At 32.0% G+C, this 16,281-nt stretch carries 20 protein-coding genes; 2 read left to right on the forward strand and 18 right to left on the reverse strand.

The window, feature by feature from the left end; genetic code table 11:
- Positions 1–38 precede the first annotated feature (38 nt).
- Both Q0820_RS00135 and Q0820_RS00140 read left to right on the forward strand, forming a co-directional pair.
- Positions 39–1,556: a sulfatase gene (locus tag Q0820_RS00135; RefSeq protein WP_298484202.1), complete on the forward strand. Its 1,518-nt coding sequence runs from the start codon at positions 39–41 to the stop codon at positions 1,554–1,556.
- Positions 1,557–1,578: 22 nt separating this feature from the next.
- The gene (locus tag Q0820_RS00140) at positions 1,579–2,271 is read left to right on the forward strand and encodes a nitroreductase family protein (RefSeq protein ID WP_298484203.1); all 693 of its coding nucleotides are present in this window, start codon (positions 1,579–1,581) and stop codon (positions 2,269–2,271) included.
- A 48-nt stretch (positions 2,272–2,319) separates the two neighbouring features.
- On the opposite strand, the gene ctlX is transcribed toward Q0820_RS00140, so the two are convergent.
- The 18 genes from ctlX to rplR form a co-directional block, all read right to left on the reverse strand.
- Positions 2,320–3,258 carry a citrulline utilization hydrolase CtlX gene (gene ctlX, locus Q0820_RS00145; RefSeq protein ID WP_298484204.1) on the reverse strand — a complete coding sequence of 313 codons (939 nt, stop codon included), beginning with the start codon at positions 3,256–3,258 and terminating at the stop codon, positions 2,320–2,322.
- Positions 3,259–4,170 carry a dimethylarginine dimethylaminohydrolase family protein gene (locus Q0820_RS00150; RefSeq protein WP_298484205.1) on the reverse strand — a complete coding sequence of 304 codons (912 nt, stop codon included), beginning with the start codon at positions 4,168–4,170 and terminating at the stop codon, positions 3,259–3,261.
- Positions 4,171–4,264: 94 nt separating this feature from the next.
- A complete protein-coding gene (locus Q0820_RS00155) occupies positions 4,265–5,554 on the reverse strand; it encodes a citrate synthase (RefSeq protein WP_298484206.1) in 1,290 nt (429 codons plus the stop codon).
- Positions 5,555–5,696: 142 nt separating this feature from the next.
- Positions 5,697–7,238, reverse strand: a complete 1,542-nt coding sequence (locus tag Q0820_RS00160; protein ID WP_298484207.1) for a glycogen synthase — start codon at positions 7,236–7,238, stop codon at positions 5,697–5,699.
- Between the two features lie 123 nt (positions 7,239–7,361).
- Positions 7,362–8,654 (reverse strand): phosphopyruvate hydratase, encoded by a 1,293-nt coding sequence (gene eno / locus Q0820_RS00165; protein WP_298484208.1) that lies wholly within the window; start codon positions 8,652–8,654, stop codon positions 7,362–7,364.
- 140 nt (positions 8,655–8,794) lie between these two features.
- Positions 8,795–9,898 (reverse strand): glutamine-hydrolyzing carbamoyl-phosphate synthase small subunit, encoded by a 1,104-nt coding sequence (carA, locus tag Q0820_RS00170; RefSeq protein ID WP_298484209.1) that lies wholly within the window; start codon positions 9,896–9,898, stop codon positions 8,795–8,797.
- 97 nt (positions 9,899–9,995) lie between these two features.
- The gene (gene rplQ, locus Q0820_RS00175) at positions 9,996–10,493 is read right to left on the reverse strand and encodes a 50S ribosomal protein L17 (protein ID WP_298484210.1); all 498 of its coding nucleotides are present in this window, start codon (positions 10,491–10,493) and stop codon (positions 9,996–9,998) included.
- Between the two features lie 54 nt (positions 10,494–10,547).
- Positions 10,548–11,540 carry a DNA-directed RNA polymerase subunit alpha gene (locus Q0820_RS00180; protein ID WP_121062804.1) on the reverse strand — a complete coding sequence of 331 codons (993 nt, stop codon included), beginning with the start codon at positions 11,538–11,540 and terminating at the stop codon, positions 10,548–10,550.
- 16 nt (positions 11,541–11,556) lie between these two features.
- Positions 11,557–12,162: a 30S ribosomal protein S4 gene (gene rpsD / locus Q0820_RS00185; RefSeq protein ID WP_121062806.1), complete on the reverse strand. Its 606-nt coding sequence runs from the start codon at positions 12,160–12,162 to the stop codon at positions 11,557–11,559.
- Positions 12,163–12,247: 85 nt separating this feature from the next.
- Entirely contained in the window at positions 12,248–12,640 is a 393-nt protein-coding gene (gene rpsK / locus Q0820_RS00190; RefSeq protein ID WP_121062808.1) for a 30S ribosomal protein S11, read from the reverse strand.
- Positions 12,641–12,652: 12 nt separating this feature from the next.
- Complete coding sequence (gene rpsM / locus Q0820_RS00195; RefSeq protein WP_121062810.1) at positions 12,653–13,027, reverse strand: 30S ribosomal protein S13; 375 nt, start codon at positions 13,025–13,027, stop codon at positions 12,653–12,655.
- Between the two features lie 2 nt (positions 13,028–13,029).
- Positions 13,030–13,146 carry a type B 50S ribosomal protein L36 gene (ykgO, locus tag Q0820_RS00200; RefSeq protein ID WP_013621733.1) on the reverse strand — a complete coding sequence of 39 codons (117 nt, stop codon included), beginning with the start codon at positions 13,144–13,146 and terminating at the stop codon, positions 13,030–13,032.
- A gap of 11 nt (positions 13,147–13,157) precedes the next feature.
- Positions 13,158–13,373, reverse strand: coding sequence for a translation initiation factor IF-1 (gene infA, locus Q0820_RS00205; RefSeq protein ID WP_013751343.1), 216 nt, complete (start codon positions 13,371–13,373; stop codon positions 13,158–13,160).
- A 3-nt stretch (positions 13,374–13,376) separates the two neighbouring features.
- Entirely contained in the window at positions 13,377–14,720 is a 1,344-nt protein-coding gene (gene secY / locus Q0820_RS00210; protein WP_121062812.1) for a preprotein translocase subunit SecY, read from the reverse strand.
- A 16-nt stretch (positions 14,721–14,736) separates the two neighbouring features.
- Positions 14,737–15,189: a 50S ribosomal protein L15 gene (gene rplO, locus Q0820_RS00215; RefSeq protein ID WP_298484211.1), complete on the reverse strand. Its 453-nt coding sequence runs from the start codon at positions 15,187–15,189 to the stop codon at positions 14,737–14,739.
- Positions 15,190–15,203: 14 nt separating this feature from the next.
- On the reverse strand, positions 15,204–15,383 hold the full coding sequence (rpmD, locus tag Q0820_RS00220) for a 50S ribosomal protein L30 (protein WP_121062816.1): 180 nt from the start codon (positions 15,381–15,383) through the stop codon (positions 15,204–15,206).
- An 11-nt stretch (positions 15,384–15,394) separates the two neighbouring features.
- The gene (rpsE, locus tag Q0820_RS00225; protein ID WP_121062818.1) at positions 15,395–15,919 is read right to left on the reverse strand and encodes a 30S ribosomal protein S5; all 525 of its coding nucleotides are present in this window, start codon (positions 15,917–15,919) and stop codon (positions 15,395–15,397) included.
- Between the two features lie 8 nt (positions 15,920–15,927).
- A complete protein-coding gene (gene rplR, locus Q0820_RS00230; RefSeq protein ID WP_121062820.1) occupies positions 15,928–16,281 on the reverse strand; it encodes a 50S ribosomal protein L18 in 354 nt (117 codons plus the stop codon).

The raw sequence follows: 16,281 nt of genomic DNA on the forward strand, positions 1-16,281 counted from the left end.
TAACATTACATTAGTGAAATAAACCAATTAATTTAAAAATGCATACTAATAAACTTTACCATTTATTTTCTTTTCTTGTAATATGCTCTCTATTTTCTTGTCAAGAAAAAAAAGAAAATGTTCCCGCTAAAAAACCAAATATAGTTTTAATAATAGCAGATGATGTAAATTGGGATGATATTGGCCCTTATGGTAATAAAAATATTAGAACCCCAAACTTAGACCAACTTGCTAAAGATGGTATGTTATTTAATCAGGCTTTTTTAACCACAAGTTCTTGTAGTCCTAGCAGAACTAGTATTATTTCTGGTTTATATCCCCATAATACTGATGCAGAACAATTAGCATGGCCTTTACCTGAAGGAAAAAGAACATTTGTTCAAGAATTAAAAAATGCTGGTTATTGGACAGGTTTAGCAGGAAAATATCATTTAGGAGAAGCGGTAACCGATGATTTTGATGCATTATATGAAATGCAATGGAATGATAATATTGGACTAAAAGGAATAGATAGAAAATTAGTGGGAGATGGTAGTGGTTGCGATGATTGGATTAAACTACTAAAGGAAAGGCCAAAAGACCAACCTTTCTTTACTTGGCTAGCTGCGTATGATGCGCACAGACCTTTTTATGAAGGTATTAGTGACAATCCACATAACCCGGAAGATGTGAACTTACCCCCTTATGTTCCCAATACAGATGGTGTTAAAAAAGATTTTGCCCTTTATTATGATGAAATTTCTAGAATGGACAGCTACATAGGAAAAGTAGTATCTGAATTAGAAAAACAAAATGTAGCAGAAAATACAATTATACTTTTTATATCAGACAATGGGAGAGCTTTCCCTAGAGATAAAACCACACTATATGAAGGCGGCATAAAAACACCTTGGATTATAAAATGGCCAGCAAAAATTAAAGGAGGCCAAATAAATAATGAGTTAGTAAGTTCTGTAGATATTGCTCCAACCTTTATGCAAGTAGCAGGCCTACAACCATTAAAAGAGTTTAATGGTACTAGTATTTTACCATCCATTGAAAACACAAGTGTTTCTATACATGAAGAAATTTATGCAGAAGATCATTTTCATGATTTTGAAGATTATACCAGAGCTGTACGCACAAAACAATTTAAGTATATAAAAAATTACTACTCAGATTTACCAAATACTCCCTCTGCAGATATTATTAGAGGTCTTGGTTGGCAAAGTATGCTTGAAGAAAAAGAAAAAGGAACATTAAACAAAGCACAACTAAAATGTTTTGTAACCCCTAGAGATGTTGATGAACTTTTTGATATTGTTAAAGACCCTTACGAGTTAAATAACCTAGCAAACAATCCAGAATATAGTAGTGTTTTAGAGGATATGAAATCTAGGTTAGAAAAAATAAGAAATACTACAAATGATGTACTTCCTACAGTAAGAACTCCGGACGATTTTTTTAGAGAAACTGGACTTCCAACAAAATATCGTATAAGACCAAGACCTTCTAAAGCGGTATATATGAAAGCCCAAGCCGAAGGGAAAATTTTAACAAATCCAGATATGGAATGAGTTTAAAATAGTATATTTAAGAATGATTACTAAATCTCATATTATTATTAATGGTCATAAACATGTAGCTTACCAAAGTAATGTTTTGCCAAAAGAAGAACTTATTAAACAAAGTAAAGATTTCTATTCACTTTTAGACAAAAGAAGATCGGTTAGGGAATATTCTGATTCTCCTGTTCCTAAAGAAGTAATTGAAACGTTAATTAAAACAGCTTCTACTGCTCCTTCTGGAGCTCATAAACAACCATGGACCTTTTGTGCTGTAGCAAACCCTAATTTAAAAACTAAGATTAGAGAAGCCGCAGAAATTGAAGAGAAAGAAAGTTACGAAAGTAGAATGAGTGACCGTTGGAAAAAAGATTTAGAACCTCTTGGAACTAATATGCACAAGCCCTTTTTAGAAAAAGCACCTTGGCTAATTATAGCATTTAAAAAAGTACATGATATTAGCGATAATGGAGAAAAAATAAATAATTATTATGTAAATGAATCTGTTGGTATTGCATGCGGTATGTTAATTACAGCCATTCATAATGCCGGTTTGGTTACATTAACACATACTCCTAGTCCTATGAATTTTTTAGCCAAACTTTTAAACCGACCAAGTAATGAAAGAGCTTTTTTATTATTACCTGTAGGGTATCCAAAAGAACCTACTTATGTTCCAAATATTGAAAGAAAACCTTTAGACAAAATAGCTGAGTTTTACGAATAAAAATAGGGCTCTAATATAGAGCCCTATTTTTTATTTATATCATTTGTTTTAATCTAACTCTTGCGGTAAAAACACCTCTGCCATCATACATCTAGCACTTCCTCCCCCACATGTTTCTATTGTTTCTAATGAACTGTGAAGGATTTCACAATACTTTTCTATACTTTTTATTTGTGCACTATTTAAAGAGTTATAAGCAGCAGAACTCATCACTAAATACCTTTTATTATCTGCACCTAAAACTTGAAGCATATTACCCGCAAAATGATGTATTTGTTCTTCTGAAATTGCAATTACTTCTTTCCCATTTTCTTTTAAATGTTTAACAACATTTTTACGCTCTTTTTTATCATCAATAGCGTCTAAACAAATAACAGAAAAGTTCTCTGCTAAACACATCATTACATTTGTGTGGTATATAAGCATACGTTTATCTCCTACAGATTGATAGGCGCTAAAAATAACTGGCAAATAGTCAAAATCTTCACAAAACTCAATAATAAGTTCTTCATTTGCTCTATCAGACAAAGCGCAATATGCTTTTTTATTAACACGATCTAAAAGTAAACTACCTGTACCTTCTAAAAATAGATTGTCTTCTTCTGCCGAAGTATAATCCATCAAGTTTTCTATAATAAACCCTTTTTCCTCTAAAGTGGTTAAAATATCCTCTCTTCTTTCATTTCGTCTATTTTCTGCAAACATAGGGTACAAACCTACTGTACCATTAGAGTGAAAAGAAATCCAATTGTTAGGAAAAATAGAATCTGGAGTATCTGGAGTTTTTGTATCCTCTATAACTACAACATTTACCCCTTTAGCTCTTAAAACTTCTACAAAAGCATCAAACTCCTTTTGAGCATTTTTAATAACAGTTTTCTCATCAAGATTTATATCTTCTTGAAAGTAATTATTCACCGCTGTCTGTTCGTTCTTACGAAAGTTAACTGGGCGAATCATTAAAATTGTATTTGATATTTGCATCATTTATTCTCGTATTAATGGTAATGTACTACAACGTAACAAGCCTTCTTGTTTAGAAATTTCGGAATACGCTATTTCTTCTACTATAAAACCTTGTTTTTTTAACCAATTATTTAATCTTATGAAACTTTTTTCTGAAACTATAACTTCTGGTGATATAGAAAAAACATTACTAAACATTTGATACATTTCATCTGCAGTAATTTCAAAAATATTTTCTTCCCCAAAAAAATCTACCAACCATTGGTACTCTTCTTCTACTAAAAATCCGTTCTTATGCAAAATAGCTTTCCCGTTACCAATTGGCTGAAAACAACAATCTAAATGTAATGCATTTTCTTTAGCATTTTTAGATTTTCGTAACTCAAAAGATTTTATAGTTTTCTCTGGAAATTGTTTTGTAATAAAATCTACAGCAGCTTTGTTTGTTCTAGCTGTAATATGTTCTGAATAATCTTCTGCAGTGTAGGTGCCAATAAAAATATAATCTTTCCATGGCATTACATCACCACCCTCTACGTGTACTTCCTCTGGTGGTCTAATAATACTCTCTTCTGGTATTTTATCTAATACATGTAGTATTGCATCAATTTCTTTTTCCCTATCTGGTAAAATATTTGCTAAAATTAATTTGCTCCCTATAACAAATGCTATATCTCTAGAAAAAATTTGATTACAATCCTTTAGAACTTCAGGTCTATATACTGTAACATTATGCTTTTTAAAAACAGCTGCAAAGCCCTCCATTTCTAGAACCATATCTTTTTCTATAGGATATGTTCCTGCTAAAATATGCTCTAATGATTTAGGGTCATAAGCCTCTTCAGGTTTTGGAGTAGGGCCACAACTTTCCGCAGTACCTAGTACTACTGCCTTTAAAACAGATGTTTCATCTGTAACATTTAAATGTAACATATAAAAAATTTGAAACAAATATAGAATTACTTTTTTACTAAAAAAAAGCCCTTTTTTAAAAAAAGGGCTTTAAAATATTAAAAAAATAATAATCTTATTTTCTGTCGTCAAGTTTTTTAAATGGCCTAAGATTTTCTCCGGTATAAATTTGTCTTGGTCTACCAATTGGCTCTCCATTTAAACGCATTTCTCTCCACTGAGCAATCCATCCTGGCAATCTCCCTAAAGCAAACATTACAGTAAACATTTCTGTAGGAATTCCTAGCGCTCTGTATATAATACCAGAATAAAAATCTACATTAGGATACAACTTTCTATCTACAAAATAAGGGTCTTCTAATGCTTCTTTTTCTAATCCTTTAGCAATTTCTAGAATTGGATCATTAATACCCAAATCTGCAAGAACTTCATCTGCTGCAACTTTAATTATCTTAGCTCTTGGATCAAAGTTTTTATACACTCTATGTCCAAAGCCCATTAATCTAAATGGATCACTTTTATCTTTAGCTTTTGCCATATACTTTTTAGTATCTCCCCCATCTGCCTCTATTGCTTCTAACATTTCTAAAACAGCTTGGTTAGCACCTCCATGTAAAGGTCCCCATAAAGCAGAAATACCTGCTGATAAAGAAGCAAATAATCCAGCATGTGACGAACCTACAATACGCACAGTAGATGTTGAACAATTTTGCTCATGGTCTGCATGTAATATTAATAGTTTATCTAATGCGTCAATTATAATAGGATTCTTTACATAATCTTGTGTAGGTTTTTTAAACATCATTTTATGTATATTCTCTACATAACCTAATGCATCATCTCCATAATCAAGAGGTAATCCTTTTTTCTTGCGCATTGTCCAAGCAACTAAAACTGGGAACTTTGCTAATATTCTAACAATGGCATGATACATTTCCTTTTCTGAGGTAACATTTACAGAGCTAGGGTTAAATGCAATTAGCGCACTTGTTAAAGAGGATAATACCCCCATTGGATGTGCAGATTTTGGAAAACCGTGAAGAATTTTTTTCATCTCTTCATCTATGTGAGACTCTTCTTTTATATCTTCATGAAAATTCTTTAACTGCTCAGAGTTTGGTAATTCTCCAAAAATTAATAAATAAGCAACTTCCAAAAAATCTGCTTTTTCTGCTAATTCTTCAATAGAGTAACCTCTATACCTTAAAATTCCTTTTTCACCATCTAAAAATGTAATGGCACTTTCACAAGAACCTGTATTTTTATATCCTGGATCTATAGTTATTAATCCCTTAGATGCAGAACGCAAGGATTTAATATCTATAGCTAATTCTTCTTCCGTTCCTTTTATTACAGGAAACTCATATTTTTCTCCGTTATACTCTAAAATTGCTTTATCCGACATGAATTTATTTACTTAATTTTCGTGGTTCGTAAAGCTACAAAAAACCTTGGGTTTTAGCAATATAAAAACGTAACAAAACTAGGCACTATATCGTTTTAGAATTAGTACAAATTAAAAGAAATTTAAAAATATAGGTGGTTTATTATTGATTTATAGAATAGAGTAATTTATAATACTCATCTACAGATTTCTCCCATGTAAAACGCATTTTTTTTGCATTATCTTGAATTTTTTTCCACTTTACATTTTCTTTAAAATATGTGTTTAATGCAAGATCAAAAACCGCTAACATATTCTTTATTTTTTCTTCGTAAGTAGTTCCATCAAAACTAAAACCTGTTTTTAAATGTGATACTGTATCTTTTAAACCTCCTGTATGGTGAACTAAACATGGGTTACCGTTTCTCATAGCTAGCATTTGACTTATTCCACAAGGCTCAAACAAACTAGGCATAAAATATAAATTAGATTCTAAATAAATAGCATCTATAACATCTTCAGATTGACCATTTATAAAAATAAAATTCTCATGCTCATAGCTTATTTTTCTAAAAAGTTCTTCATAATCTGGAGCCCCTGTTCCTAACAAAATAAAAGCTCCGTTTATTTTTTTAAGCTTTTTTAAAATTTCAACAAACGCATCAGGTGATCTCTTAAAAAAATAGAATTTCTGCTCTGTTAAACGTGCCACACTAGAACAAATAAATTCTGGAGGCTCTAAAAGGTATTTAGCCATTTTTTCACCGGTATGCGCTAAAAAATCCGCTTTATATTTCTTAGACTCTTCTTGCAGCCATTTAAATATGGCATTAATAGTAATTAAATATATTTTTCCTTTTTCTGCTGTTCTAATATTTTTGTAATTAGAACCATTAAGAATTCCTATTAGTCTACCTTCATTATCTGCTTTTTTTAAATCTTCTTCCAAACCTTCCCCACCAATAAACTCCGGAGGGTTACTTGCATTTAAAATATCTTCTTTATACGAAGGAGATACTGTATGTACGGCATCGGCAAAACGAATGCCCACTGCCATTAAGTTTATACAATCTGAATAGCGATAATCTTTTAAACTTTCTGTATCATAAGGAATATCTGGAAACCAGTTTTTTACGGAAGAGTAATTATCTTCAAAAGGTCTTATCCCTTGTATAGCAAGATTGTGAATACTATAAACAAACCGAGCTTTTTCTAAAACTCTGTAACCTCCATGAAACTTCTTTAAAAACAATAGGAGACTTGTATGCCAATCATGCATATGAACTATATCTATTTTCCCAAATGCTTCATTTTTTATTGCTTCTGCAACTGCCGTACAAAATATAAAATATTTAATAGCATCTGTATAAAAAGGCTCTGTGGGATCATTGTGATAAATATGAGCTATATCTCCTGCTTCAATTTCTGGGTGATGGATAACATAATAATGAATATTATCAAAATTTTTCTTTGGGTTTACTTCATACAATTCTGCAATGTATGTTGTACTTCTTAAGTTAAAAGTTAATGTTGTTTTTAGAGTGCCTTCTTGGTGTAATCTACCATAAGAAGGAACAACTACATGGGCTTTATCCCCGCGAGATGCAATTTGACGTGGTACATCTCTGACTACATCACCCATCCCGCCAGCTTTACAATTATATAATGCATCATTCTCTGCTGCGACAAAAAGAAAATTATTCATAGTATTATTAAAAAAAGGTTACAAAAAATGATATATAAAAGATAGACAATCTTATGAAGGCTACCAAAAAAAAAGTCTCTCTAAAACATTAGAGAGACTTTTTTTTAAAGTAGCATATTAAAATTAATTTATTTTAAATGCTTTTTCTTGTGGGTAATAAGCCATACTACCTAATTCTTCTTCTATTCTAAGAAGTTGGTTGTATTTAGCCATCCTGTCTGAACGTGAAGCTGATCCTGTTTTAATTTGTCCTGTATTTAATGCAACAGCTAAATCTGCAATTGTATTATCTTCTGTTTCTCCAGAACGGTGAGACATTACAGAGGTATACCCCGCATTTTTAGCCATGTTTACAGCTGAAATAGTTTCTGTTAAAGTTCCAATTTGGTTTACCTTAATTAAAATAGAGTTTGCAATTCCATTTTTGATTCCTTTAGATAAACGCTCTACGTTGGTTACAAATAAATCATCCCCTACTAATTGTACTTTATCTCCAATCTTCTCTGTTAAAGACTTCCATCCATCCCAGTCATTCTCATCCATACCATCTTCTATAGATATGATAGGATATTTTGTAGATAAATCTGCTAAATATTGCGCCTGCTCTTCTGATGTACGTATAACTCCTTTATCTCCTTCAAACTTAGTGTAATCATATTTACCATCTACATAGAATTCTGCTGCTGCACAATCTAAAGCTATCATTACATCGTCACCTAATTTATATCCTGCTTTTTCTACAGCTTTTGCAATAGTATCTAATGCATCTTCTGTACCACCTGCAAGATTTGGTGCAAAACCACCTTCATCACCAACTGCGGTGCTTAAACCTCTATCGTGTAATACTTTTTTAAGGTTATGAAAAATTTCTGTTCCCATTTGCATAGAGTGCGAAAAAGATTTTGCTTTTACTGGCATTACCATGAATTCTTGAAAAGCAATAGGAGCATCGGAGTGTGAACCTCCATTAATAATATTCATCATTGGTACAGGTAATGTATTTGCACTTACCCCTCCAATATATCTATATAAAGAAAGTCCTAATTCATTTGCGGCTGCTTTTGCAACTGCTAAAGAAACTCCCAATATAGCATTTGCTCCTAATTTAGATTTGTTTGGTGTTCCATCTAAATCTATCATTGTTTGGTCTATAAGATTCTGTTCAAAAACAGACATTCCTAAAACCTCTTCTGCTATAGCTCCATTTACATTACTAACAGCTTTTAAAACTGCTTTACCCATAAAATTATCACCACCATCACGTAGTTCTACAGCTTCATGCTCTCCTGTAGATGCTCCAGAAGGAACTGCTGCTCTACCCATTATACCGTTTTCTGTTATTACATCCACTTCTACAGTTGGGTTACCTCTAGAATCTAAAATTTGTCTTGCGTGTACACTTAGGATAATACTCATGTGTTTTTTTTATTATTTATGGTTATTTTACTTTATATCTTTCAAAATACAAAGATACAAAACCCTATTTTTTATGGTTTATTTTAATGCTGATTTTAGTCAAAAAATAACGATTATTTAAACTATATATCTCTTATTTGTTATTTCTTAATCATTTCAAAGAAATCATCAAAAAGGTAGTCAGAATCATGAGGTCCTGGACTAGCTTCTGGATGATATTGCACAGAAAAAACTTGCTTGTTTTTTATTCTAATTCCAGCAACCGTTTTATCATTTAAATGTTCATGCGTAATTTCTAAATTACTGTTTGCCTCTGTCTCTTCTCTATTAATAGCAAAACCATGATTTTGAGACGTTATTTCTCCTTTACCAGTAACAAGATTTAAAACTGGATGATTAATACCCCTATGACCATTATGCATTTTGTAAGTAGAAACTCCATTTGCAAGTGCAATTACTTGATGTCCTAAACATATCCCAAATAAAGGTTTACCACTATCTATTAATCCTTTAGCAGTTTCAATTGCTTCTACTAATGGTTCTGGATCACCAGGTCCGTTAGAAATAAAATAACCATCTGGATCCCATGAAGCCATATCAGAAAAACTAGTATTGTATGGGAATACTTTTATATAAGCATCTCTCTTTGCTAAATTTCTGAGTATATTTTTTTTAATTCCAATATCTAAAGCCGATATTTTATACTTAGCATTCTCATCCCCGTAAAAGTAAGGTTCCTTAGTAGATACTTTAGAAGAAAGCTCAAGACCTTTCATACTAGGTTGTTTTGCTAACTGCTCTTTTATAGGCTCTAAATTATTAACCTCAGTAGTAATTACAGCATTCATAGCACCATTATCTCTAATATAACTAACTAATGCTCTTGTATCAACATCAGATATTGCAAAAAGATTACTATCTCCTAAAAATTCTTCTAAACTTTTATCCGCAAGGTCTCTAGAATATTCATAACTAAAATTTTTACATATTAGTCCAGATATTTTAACAGAATCAGATTCTATTTCATCTTTATTTGTCCCATAATTTCCAATATGAGCATTTGTAGTTACCATTAGTTGCCCAAAATACGAAGGGTCTGTAAATATTTCTTGATAACCAGTCATTCCAGTATTAAAACAAACTTCTCCAAAAGAAGTTCCTTCTAAATTTCCTACAGATTTCCCGTGAAAAATGGTACCATCTGCTAATAATACAATTGCTTTTTTCTTAGTTTGGTATTTCATAAACTTAAATATGAATTTTAATATAATATAAAAACATAAAAAAAAGGATAAGTTATAAATAACTTATCCTTTCATAAAAAATATTTCTTTTAACATACTACTCTTCTGAATCGTCTGTTTTAGTTTCAGCTACAGCAACAGGAGGAGTATCAACTTTTTTGTTTCTACCTCTTCTTGTAGACTTTTTCTTAGCAGGTTTACCAGCATTATATAGTTCGTTAAAATCTACTAACTCTATCATTGCCATATCTGCATTATCTCCTAAACGATTTCCTAGTTTAATAATTCTAGTATAACCACCCGGTCTTTCTCCAACTTTCTCAGAAACCTCACTGAACAAAGCAGAAACAGCATACTTGTCTCTTAAATTCTTAAAAACAATACGTCTGTTATGTGTTCCTTTATCTGCAGTTTTATTATTTTCTGCTTTTGCTTTAGTAATTAAAGGCTCTACAAATTGCTTTAAAGCTTTTGCTTTAGCTACTGTAGTATTAATTCTCTTGTGTTCAATTAAGGAACAAGCCATATTTGCCAACATTGCTTTTCTGTGGGCAGCTTTTCTTCCTAAATGATTAACTTTTTTACCGTGTCTCATTATTTATTCTATTTTCTTCCTTATCAGAGCTTTTCTCTTCTAACAGAAGTAAAATTAATCTTTATCTAATTTGTATTTTGATAAATCCATACCAAAACTTAATCCTTTGTTGATAACCAACTCTTCTAATTCCGTTAAAGACTTTTTACCAAAGTTTCTAAACTTCATTAAATCATTTTTATTAAAAGAAACTAAATCTCCTAATGTATCAACTTCTGCAGCTTTTAAACAATTTAGTGCTCTTACAGATAAATCCATATCCACTAATTTTGTTTTTAGTAACTGACGCATATGTAAGGATTCCTCATCATATGTTTCTGTTTGTGCAATCTCATCAGCTTCTAAAGTTATTCTCTCATCAGAAAATAACATAAAGTGATGTATTAAAACTTTAGCACCTTCTGTTAAAGCATCTTTTGGATGAATAGAACCATCTGTAACGATTTCAAAAACTAATTTCTCGTAATCTGTTTTCTGTTCTACTCTAAAGTTTTCAATACTATATTTTACATTTTTTATTGGTGTAAATATAGAGTCAATAGCAATAGTACCTAAAGCTACTCCAGATTTTTTGTTTTCTTCAGCTGGTACATATCCTCTACCCTTGTCTATTGTAATTTCCATATTAATGCTAACTTTAGCATCCATATTACAAATTACTAAGTCTGGATTAAGAACTTGGTAACCAGAAATAAACTTTTGAAAATCTCCAGCAGTTAATTGATCTTTACCACTTACAGATATAGATACAACTTCTGCCTCAGAATCTTCAATTTGCTTTTTAAAACGTACTTGTTTTAAATTTAATATAATCTCGGTAACATCTTCTACAACTCCCGGTATAACCGAAAATTCATGCTCTACCTTATCAATTCTAACAGAAGTAATAGCATGACCTTCTAATGAAGAAAGTAATACCCTTCTTAATGCGTTCCCAACCGTTAATCCATAACCTGGTTCTAAAGGGCGAAATTCAAATTTGCCTTCAAAATCAGAGGAATCGATCATTATTACTTTATCGGGTTTCTGAAAATTAAATAATGCCATATTCGATTGGTGTTGTTTATTTAGAGTATAACTCGACTATTAATTGTTCTTTGATATTCTCTGGAATTTGCATTCTTTCTGGAACAGAAACAAAAGTTCCTTGTTTAGTTTCAGAATTCCATGTCATCCATTCGTATACATTATTGTTTGATGATAATGCATCTTGAATTGTTTGTAAAGATTTAGATTTTTCTCTTACACCAACAACATCACCAGCTTTTAAAGAATAAGAAGGTATGTTTACCAACTCACCGTTTACTGTAATATGTCTGTGTGATACTAACTGTCTAGCTCCTCTTCTAGAGTTAGAGATACCCATTCTAAAAACTACGTTATCTAATCTAGATTCACATAATTGAAGTAAAACTTCACCGGTAACTCCTTTACTACTATTTGCTTTTGCAAATATACCTCTAAATTGACGCTCTAATATACCATAAGTATATTTTGCTTTTTGCTTTTCCATTAACTGGACAGCGTATTCAGATTTTTTTCCACGACGACGGTTATTTCCGTGTTGTCCTGGAGGGTAATTTTTCTTTTCAAAAGACTTATCGTCTCCAAAAATCGCTTCTCCAAACTTACGAGCGATTTTACTTTTTGGTCCTGTATATCTTGCCATTTTCTAAAAATTTGAAAGTGTGATTATGAATTAAGGCTTATCCTTCGATAATCGTAACTACACTCTCTATGAAATAATAAATTAATTAAACTCTTCTTCTTTTTGGAGGTCTACACCCATTATGTGGCATTGGAGTAACATCAATAATTTCTGTTACTTCTATACCTGCATTATGAATAGAACGAATAGCAGATTCTCTACCATTTCCAGGTCCTTTTACATAAACCTTCACTTTTCTTAAACCTGCTTCATGAGCAACTTTAGAACAATCCTCTGCAGCTACTTGAGCAGCATAAGGAGTATTCTTTTTTGAACCTCTAAAACCAAGCTTACCCGCAGACGACCAAGATATAACATCTCCTTTTTTATTTGTCAACGAAATAATGATATTGTTAAAAGAAGCAGTAACGTGAGCTTCACCCACAGACTCTACTATAACTTTACGTTTTTTAGTAGATTTAGCATTTGCTTTTGCCATAATACCTAATTATTATTTAGTTGCTTTTTTCTTGTTAGCAACTGTTTTTCTTTTTCCTTTTCTGGTTCTAGAATTATTCTTAGTTCTTTGACCTCTTAAAGGTAAACCAGATCTATGACGTATTCCTCTATAACATCCAATATCCATTAGACGTTTGATGTTTAATTGAGTCTCTGAGCGTAATTCCCCTTCAATTGTAAAAGAAGAAACCGCATCTCTAATACGACCTATTTCATCATCATTCCAATCCGATACCTTTGTATCTTCACTAACTTGAGCTACTTTTAAAATTTCTTTAGCTCTACTGTTACCAATTCCAAAAATGTAAGTTAAGGCAATTACGCCTCTTTTTTGTTTTGGTATGTCTATACCTGCAATTCTTGCCATAACTATCCTTGTCTTTGTTTAAATCTAGGATTCTTTTTGTTGATTACATACAACCTGCCTTTTCTACGCACAATTTTGCACTCGGCACTTCTCTTTTTTATTGATGCTCTAACTTTCATCTCTATCTATCTTAATATCTATAAGTGATTCTAGCCTTACTTAAATCATAAGGACTCATTTCTAATTTTACTTTATCGCCTGGAAGCAATTTAATGTAATGCATACGCATTTTACCAGAAATATGAGCCGTTACTACATGTCCATTTTCTAACTCTACTCTAAACATCGCATTTGATAATGCTTCGATTATAGAGCCATCTTGTTCTATTGCTGCTTGTTTAGCCATAAATTATGCTACTTTTCTGTTTTTACCAGATTTCATTAATCCATCGTAATGTCTATTCAACAAGTAAGAATTTACTTGTTGTACTGTATCTATAGCAACACCAACCATAATTAATAGTGATGTACCTCCATAAAACATAGCCCATCCTGCCTGTACATCCATAAGTTTTACTACAATTGCTGGTAAAACAGCTAGCAAAGCTAAAAATATAGATCCAGGTAACGTAATTAAAGACATTATTTTATCTAAAAAATCTCCAGTTTCTTTTCCAGGTCTTATCCCTGGTATAAATCCTCCACTTCTCTTTAAATCATCTGCCATCTTATTCGTAGGAACAGTAATAGCAGTATAAAAATATGTGAATATGATAATTAAGAAAGCAAATAATAAATTATATGCCCATCCAAAAATATCAGCAAATTGTACTTGCATCCATTGCCCTGCAGAAGTCTCATCAAAAGCTTGCCCAATTAAACCAGGAACAAACATAATAGCTTGTGCAAATATTATTGGCATTACACCAGATGCATTTAACTTCAATGGAATATATTGTCTTGAACCAGCAACATTCTTTTCATAACCACCAGAAGCAGTTCTTCTAGCATATTGCACCGGTATTTGACGAGTAGCCATTACTAATAAAATACTAGCTAATATAACCAAGAACCAAACTATAACCTCTACAAGAATAAACATTAAACCACCATTATTATTAGTAGTTCTAGATAAAAATTCTTGAACAAAAGATTGTGGCATGGTAGCAATAATACCTATCATTATTAATAAAGAAATACCATTACCAATACCTTTATCTGTTATTTTTTCTCCTAGCCACATTGCAAACACACAACCTGAAACTAAAATAATAACAGCAGGAACCATGAAATCTAAACCTTTACCTAATAAAAATGCACTGTCTCTAACACCAAATGCTTCTAATCCATAAAGGTAAGCTGGCGCCTGTACAATACATATTCCAATGGTTAACCATCTTGTAATTTGATTTATAGTTTTTCTTCCACTTTCTCCTTCTTTTTGAAGTTTTTGAAGATAAGGGATAGCAATACCCATTAATTGCACTACAATAGAAGCAGAGATATAAGGCATAATACCTAAAGCAAAAACTGAAGCATTAGCAAATGCACCTCCAGTAAAAGCGTTAAGTAATCCAAAAATACCTTGATCCGTACTTGAAGCAAGCGACGCTAACTGTGTAGAGTCAATACCCGGAAGTACTATTTGGCAACCAAAACGGTAAACCAATAAAAGACCTAAAGTAATTAATATTCTATTCCTTAGTTCTTCTATTTTCCAGATATTAGATATTGTATCAAAAAAATTCTTCATAGTGTCTATTCTATACTTATAAACTTATTGCTTCACCTCCTGCCGCTTCAATTGCCGCTTTTGCTGTTGCTGTAAATTTATGAACTGATACCTTAAGCGAAGCTTTTAATTCTCCCCCTCCTAATATCTTAACTAAATCATTTTTACCTACTAAACCATTTTCCACTAAAGAGTCAAAAGTAAGCTCATCTTTAATAACTTTATTATCTACTAACTCTTGTAAAGTAGACAAGTTAACTCCTTTATATTCTTTACGGTTAATATTGGTAAAACCAAACTTAGGCACACGCCTTTGTAATGGCATTTGACCACCTTCGAAACCTATCTTTTTAGAATAACCAGATCTAGATTTAGCACCTTTATGACCTCTTGCGGCAGTACCACCTTTACCTGATCCTTGACCTCTACCTATACGCTTACCGTCTCTTTGAATAGATCCTTCAGCTGGTTTTAGATTACTTAAATTCATTACACTAATATATATTAAGCTTCTTCTGAAGAAACTAAGTGTTTAACTTTATTTACCATACCTATAACACTAGGAGTTGCATCATGCTCAACTACCTGTCCTATTCTTTTTAAACCTAGAGCTTCTAATGTTCTCTTTTGGTTTAAAGGTCTTTTAATACTACTACGTATTTGTGTTACTTTAATCTTTGCCATAATATCCTTCTTTATCCTTTGAAAACTTTTTCTAAAGAAACTCCTCTTTCTTGAGCTATTGTTTTAGCATCTCTTAATTGCAATAAAGCATCAAAAGTAGCCTTAACAACATTATGCGGGTTAGAAGATCCTTGAGATTTAGATAATACATCCTGAACTCCTACAGCCTCTAATACAGCTCTCACAGCTCCACCTGCTATTACTCCGGTACCATGAGATGCTGGTTGTATATATACTCTAGCACCGCCAAATTTACCTTTTTGTTCGTGAGGCAAAGTTCCTTTATTTAAAGGAATACGAATTAAATTCTTTTTAGCATCTTCTATTGCTTTTGCAATTCCAGTTGCTACCTCTTTAGATTTTCCAAGACCATGACCAACTACTCCGTTCTCATCTCCTACAACTACTATTGCAGAAAAGCCAAAAGCTCTACCACCTTTAGTAACTTTGGTAACCCTTTGTACACCAACTAATCTGTCTTTTAAATCTAAACCTCCTGGTTTAACTGTCTCTACGTTTTTATATTTTTGAAACATAATGCTATTTAAAATTTAAGTCCTGCTTCCCTTGCGCCATCGGCCAAAGATTTAACTCTTCCGTGATATAAATTCCCACCTCTATCAAAAGCTACTTTATCATAACCAGCTTTTAAAGATTTCTCAGCAATTGCTTTTCCAACTAATTTTGCAATTTCTGATTTATTTCCTTTAGAATCTATTGCTTTATCTCTAGAAGATGCTGCAAGTAACGTAATACCTTTTACATCATCTATTAACTGAGCGTATATTTCACTATTACTTCTGAAAATGGATAATCTAGGTCTTTCTGCCGTACCAGAAGAAACTTTTCGTATTCTTCTACGAATTCTATATTTTCTTTGTGTCTTTGATAATTTCAT

Origin of the sequence: uncultured Maribacter sp., from assembly GCF_947495965.1 — a bacterium.
Taxonomy (GTDB): Bacteria; Bacteroidota; Bacteroidia; order Flavobacteriales; family Flavobacteriaceae; genus Maribacter_B.

What these genes read in the sequence shown, in the direction of transcription:
- rplO (WP_298484211.1), bottom strand. Translation starts at nt 15,189, where the DNA reads ATGAATTTAAGTAATCTAAAACCAGCTGAAGGATCTATTCAAAGAGAC.
- ykgO (WP_013621733.1), bottom strand. Translation starts at nt 13,146, where the DNA reads ATGAAAGTTAGAGCATCAATAAAAAAGAGAAGTGCCGAGTGCAAAATT.
- rpmD (WP_121062816.1), bottom strand. Translation starts at nt 15,383, where the DNA reads ATGGCAAAGATTAAAGTAACACAAATACGTAGTAGTATTAAAAGACCT.
- Q0820_RS00135 (WP_298484202.1), top strand. Translation starts at nt 39, where the DNA reads ATGCATACTAATAAACTTTACCATTTATTTTCTTTTCTTGTAATATGC.
- rplQ (WP_298484210.1), bottom strand. Translation starts at nt 10,493, where the DNA reads ATGAGACACGGTAAAAAAGTTAATCATTTAGGAAGAAAAGCTGCCCAC.
- ctlX (WP_298484204.1), bottom strand. Translation starts at nt 3,258, where the DNA reads ATGATGCAAATATCAAATACAATTTTAATGATTCGCCCAGTTAACTTT.
- Q0820_RS00180 (WP_121062804.1), bottom strand. Translation starts at nt 11,540, where the DNA reads ATGGCATTATTTAATTTTCAGAAACCCGATAAAGTAATAATGATCGAT.
- Q0820_RS00155 (WP_298484206.1), bottom strand. Translation starts at nt 5,554, where the DNA reads ATGTCGGATAAAGCAATTTTAGAGTATAACGGAGAAAAATATGAGTTT.
- Q0820_RS00150 (WP_298484205.1), bottom strand. Translation starts at nt 4,170, where the DNA reads ATGTTACATTTAAATGTTACAGATGAAACATCTGTTTTAAAGGCAGTA.
- carA (WP_298484209.1), bottom strand. Translation starts at nt 9,898, where the DNA reads ATGAAATACCAAACTAAGAAAAAAGCAATTGTATTATTAGCAGATGGT.
- secY (WP_121062812.1), bottom strand. Translation starts at nt 14,720, where the DNA reads ATGAAGAATTTTTTTGATACAATATCTAATATCTGGAAAATAGAAGAA.
- Q0820_RS00140 (WP_298484203.1), top strand. Translation starts at nt 1,579, where the DNA reads ATGATTACTAAATCTCATATTATTATTAATGGTCATAAACATGTAGCT.
- infA (WP_013751343.1), bottom strand. Translation starts at nt 13,373, where the DNA reads ATGGCTAAACAAGCAGCAATAGAACAAGATGGCTCTATAATCGAAGCA.
- rpsD (WP_121062806.1), bottom strand. Translation starts at nt 12,162, where the DNA reads ATGGCAAGATATACAGGACCAAAAAGTAAAATCGCTCGTAAGTTTGGA.
- rplR (WP_121062820.1), bottom strand. Translation starts at nt 16,281, where the DNA reads ATGAAATTATCAAAGACACAAAGAAAATATAGAATTCGTAGAAGAATA.
- eno (WP_298484208.1), bottom strand. Translation starts at nt 8,654, where the DNA reads ATGAGTATTATCCTAAGTGTACACGCAAGACAAATTTTAGATTCTAGA.
- rpsK (WP_121062808.1), bottom strand. Translation starts at nt 12,640, where the DNA reads ATGGCAAAAGCAAATGCTAAATCTACTAAAAAACGTAAAGTTATAGTA.
- Q0820_RS00160 (WP_298484207.1), bottom strand. Translation starts at nt 7,238, where the DNA reads ATGAATAATTTTCTTTTTGTCGCAGCAGAGAATGATGCATTATATAAT.
- rpsM (WP_121062810.1), bottom strand. Translation starts at nt 13,027, where the DNA reads ATGGCAAGAATTGCAGGTATAGACATACCAAAACAAAAAAGAGGCGTA.
- rpsE (WP_121062818.1), bottom strand. Translation starts at nt 15,919, where the DNA reads ATGTTTCAAAAATATAAAAACGTAGAGACAGTTAAACCAGGAGGTTTA.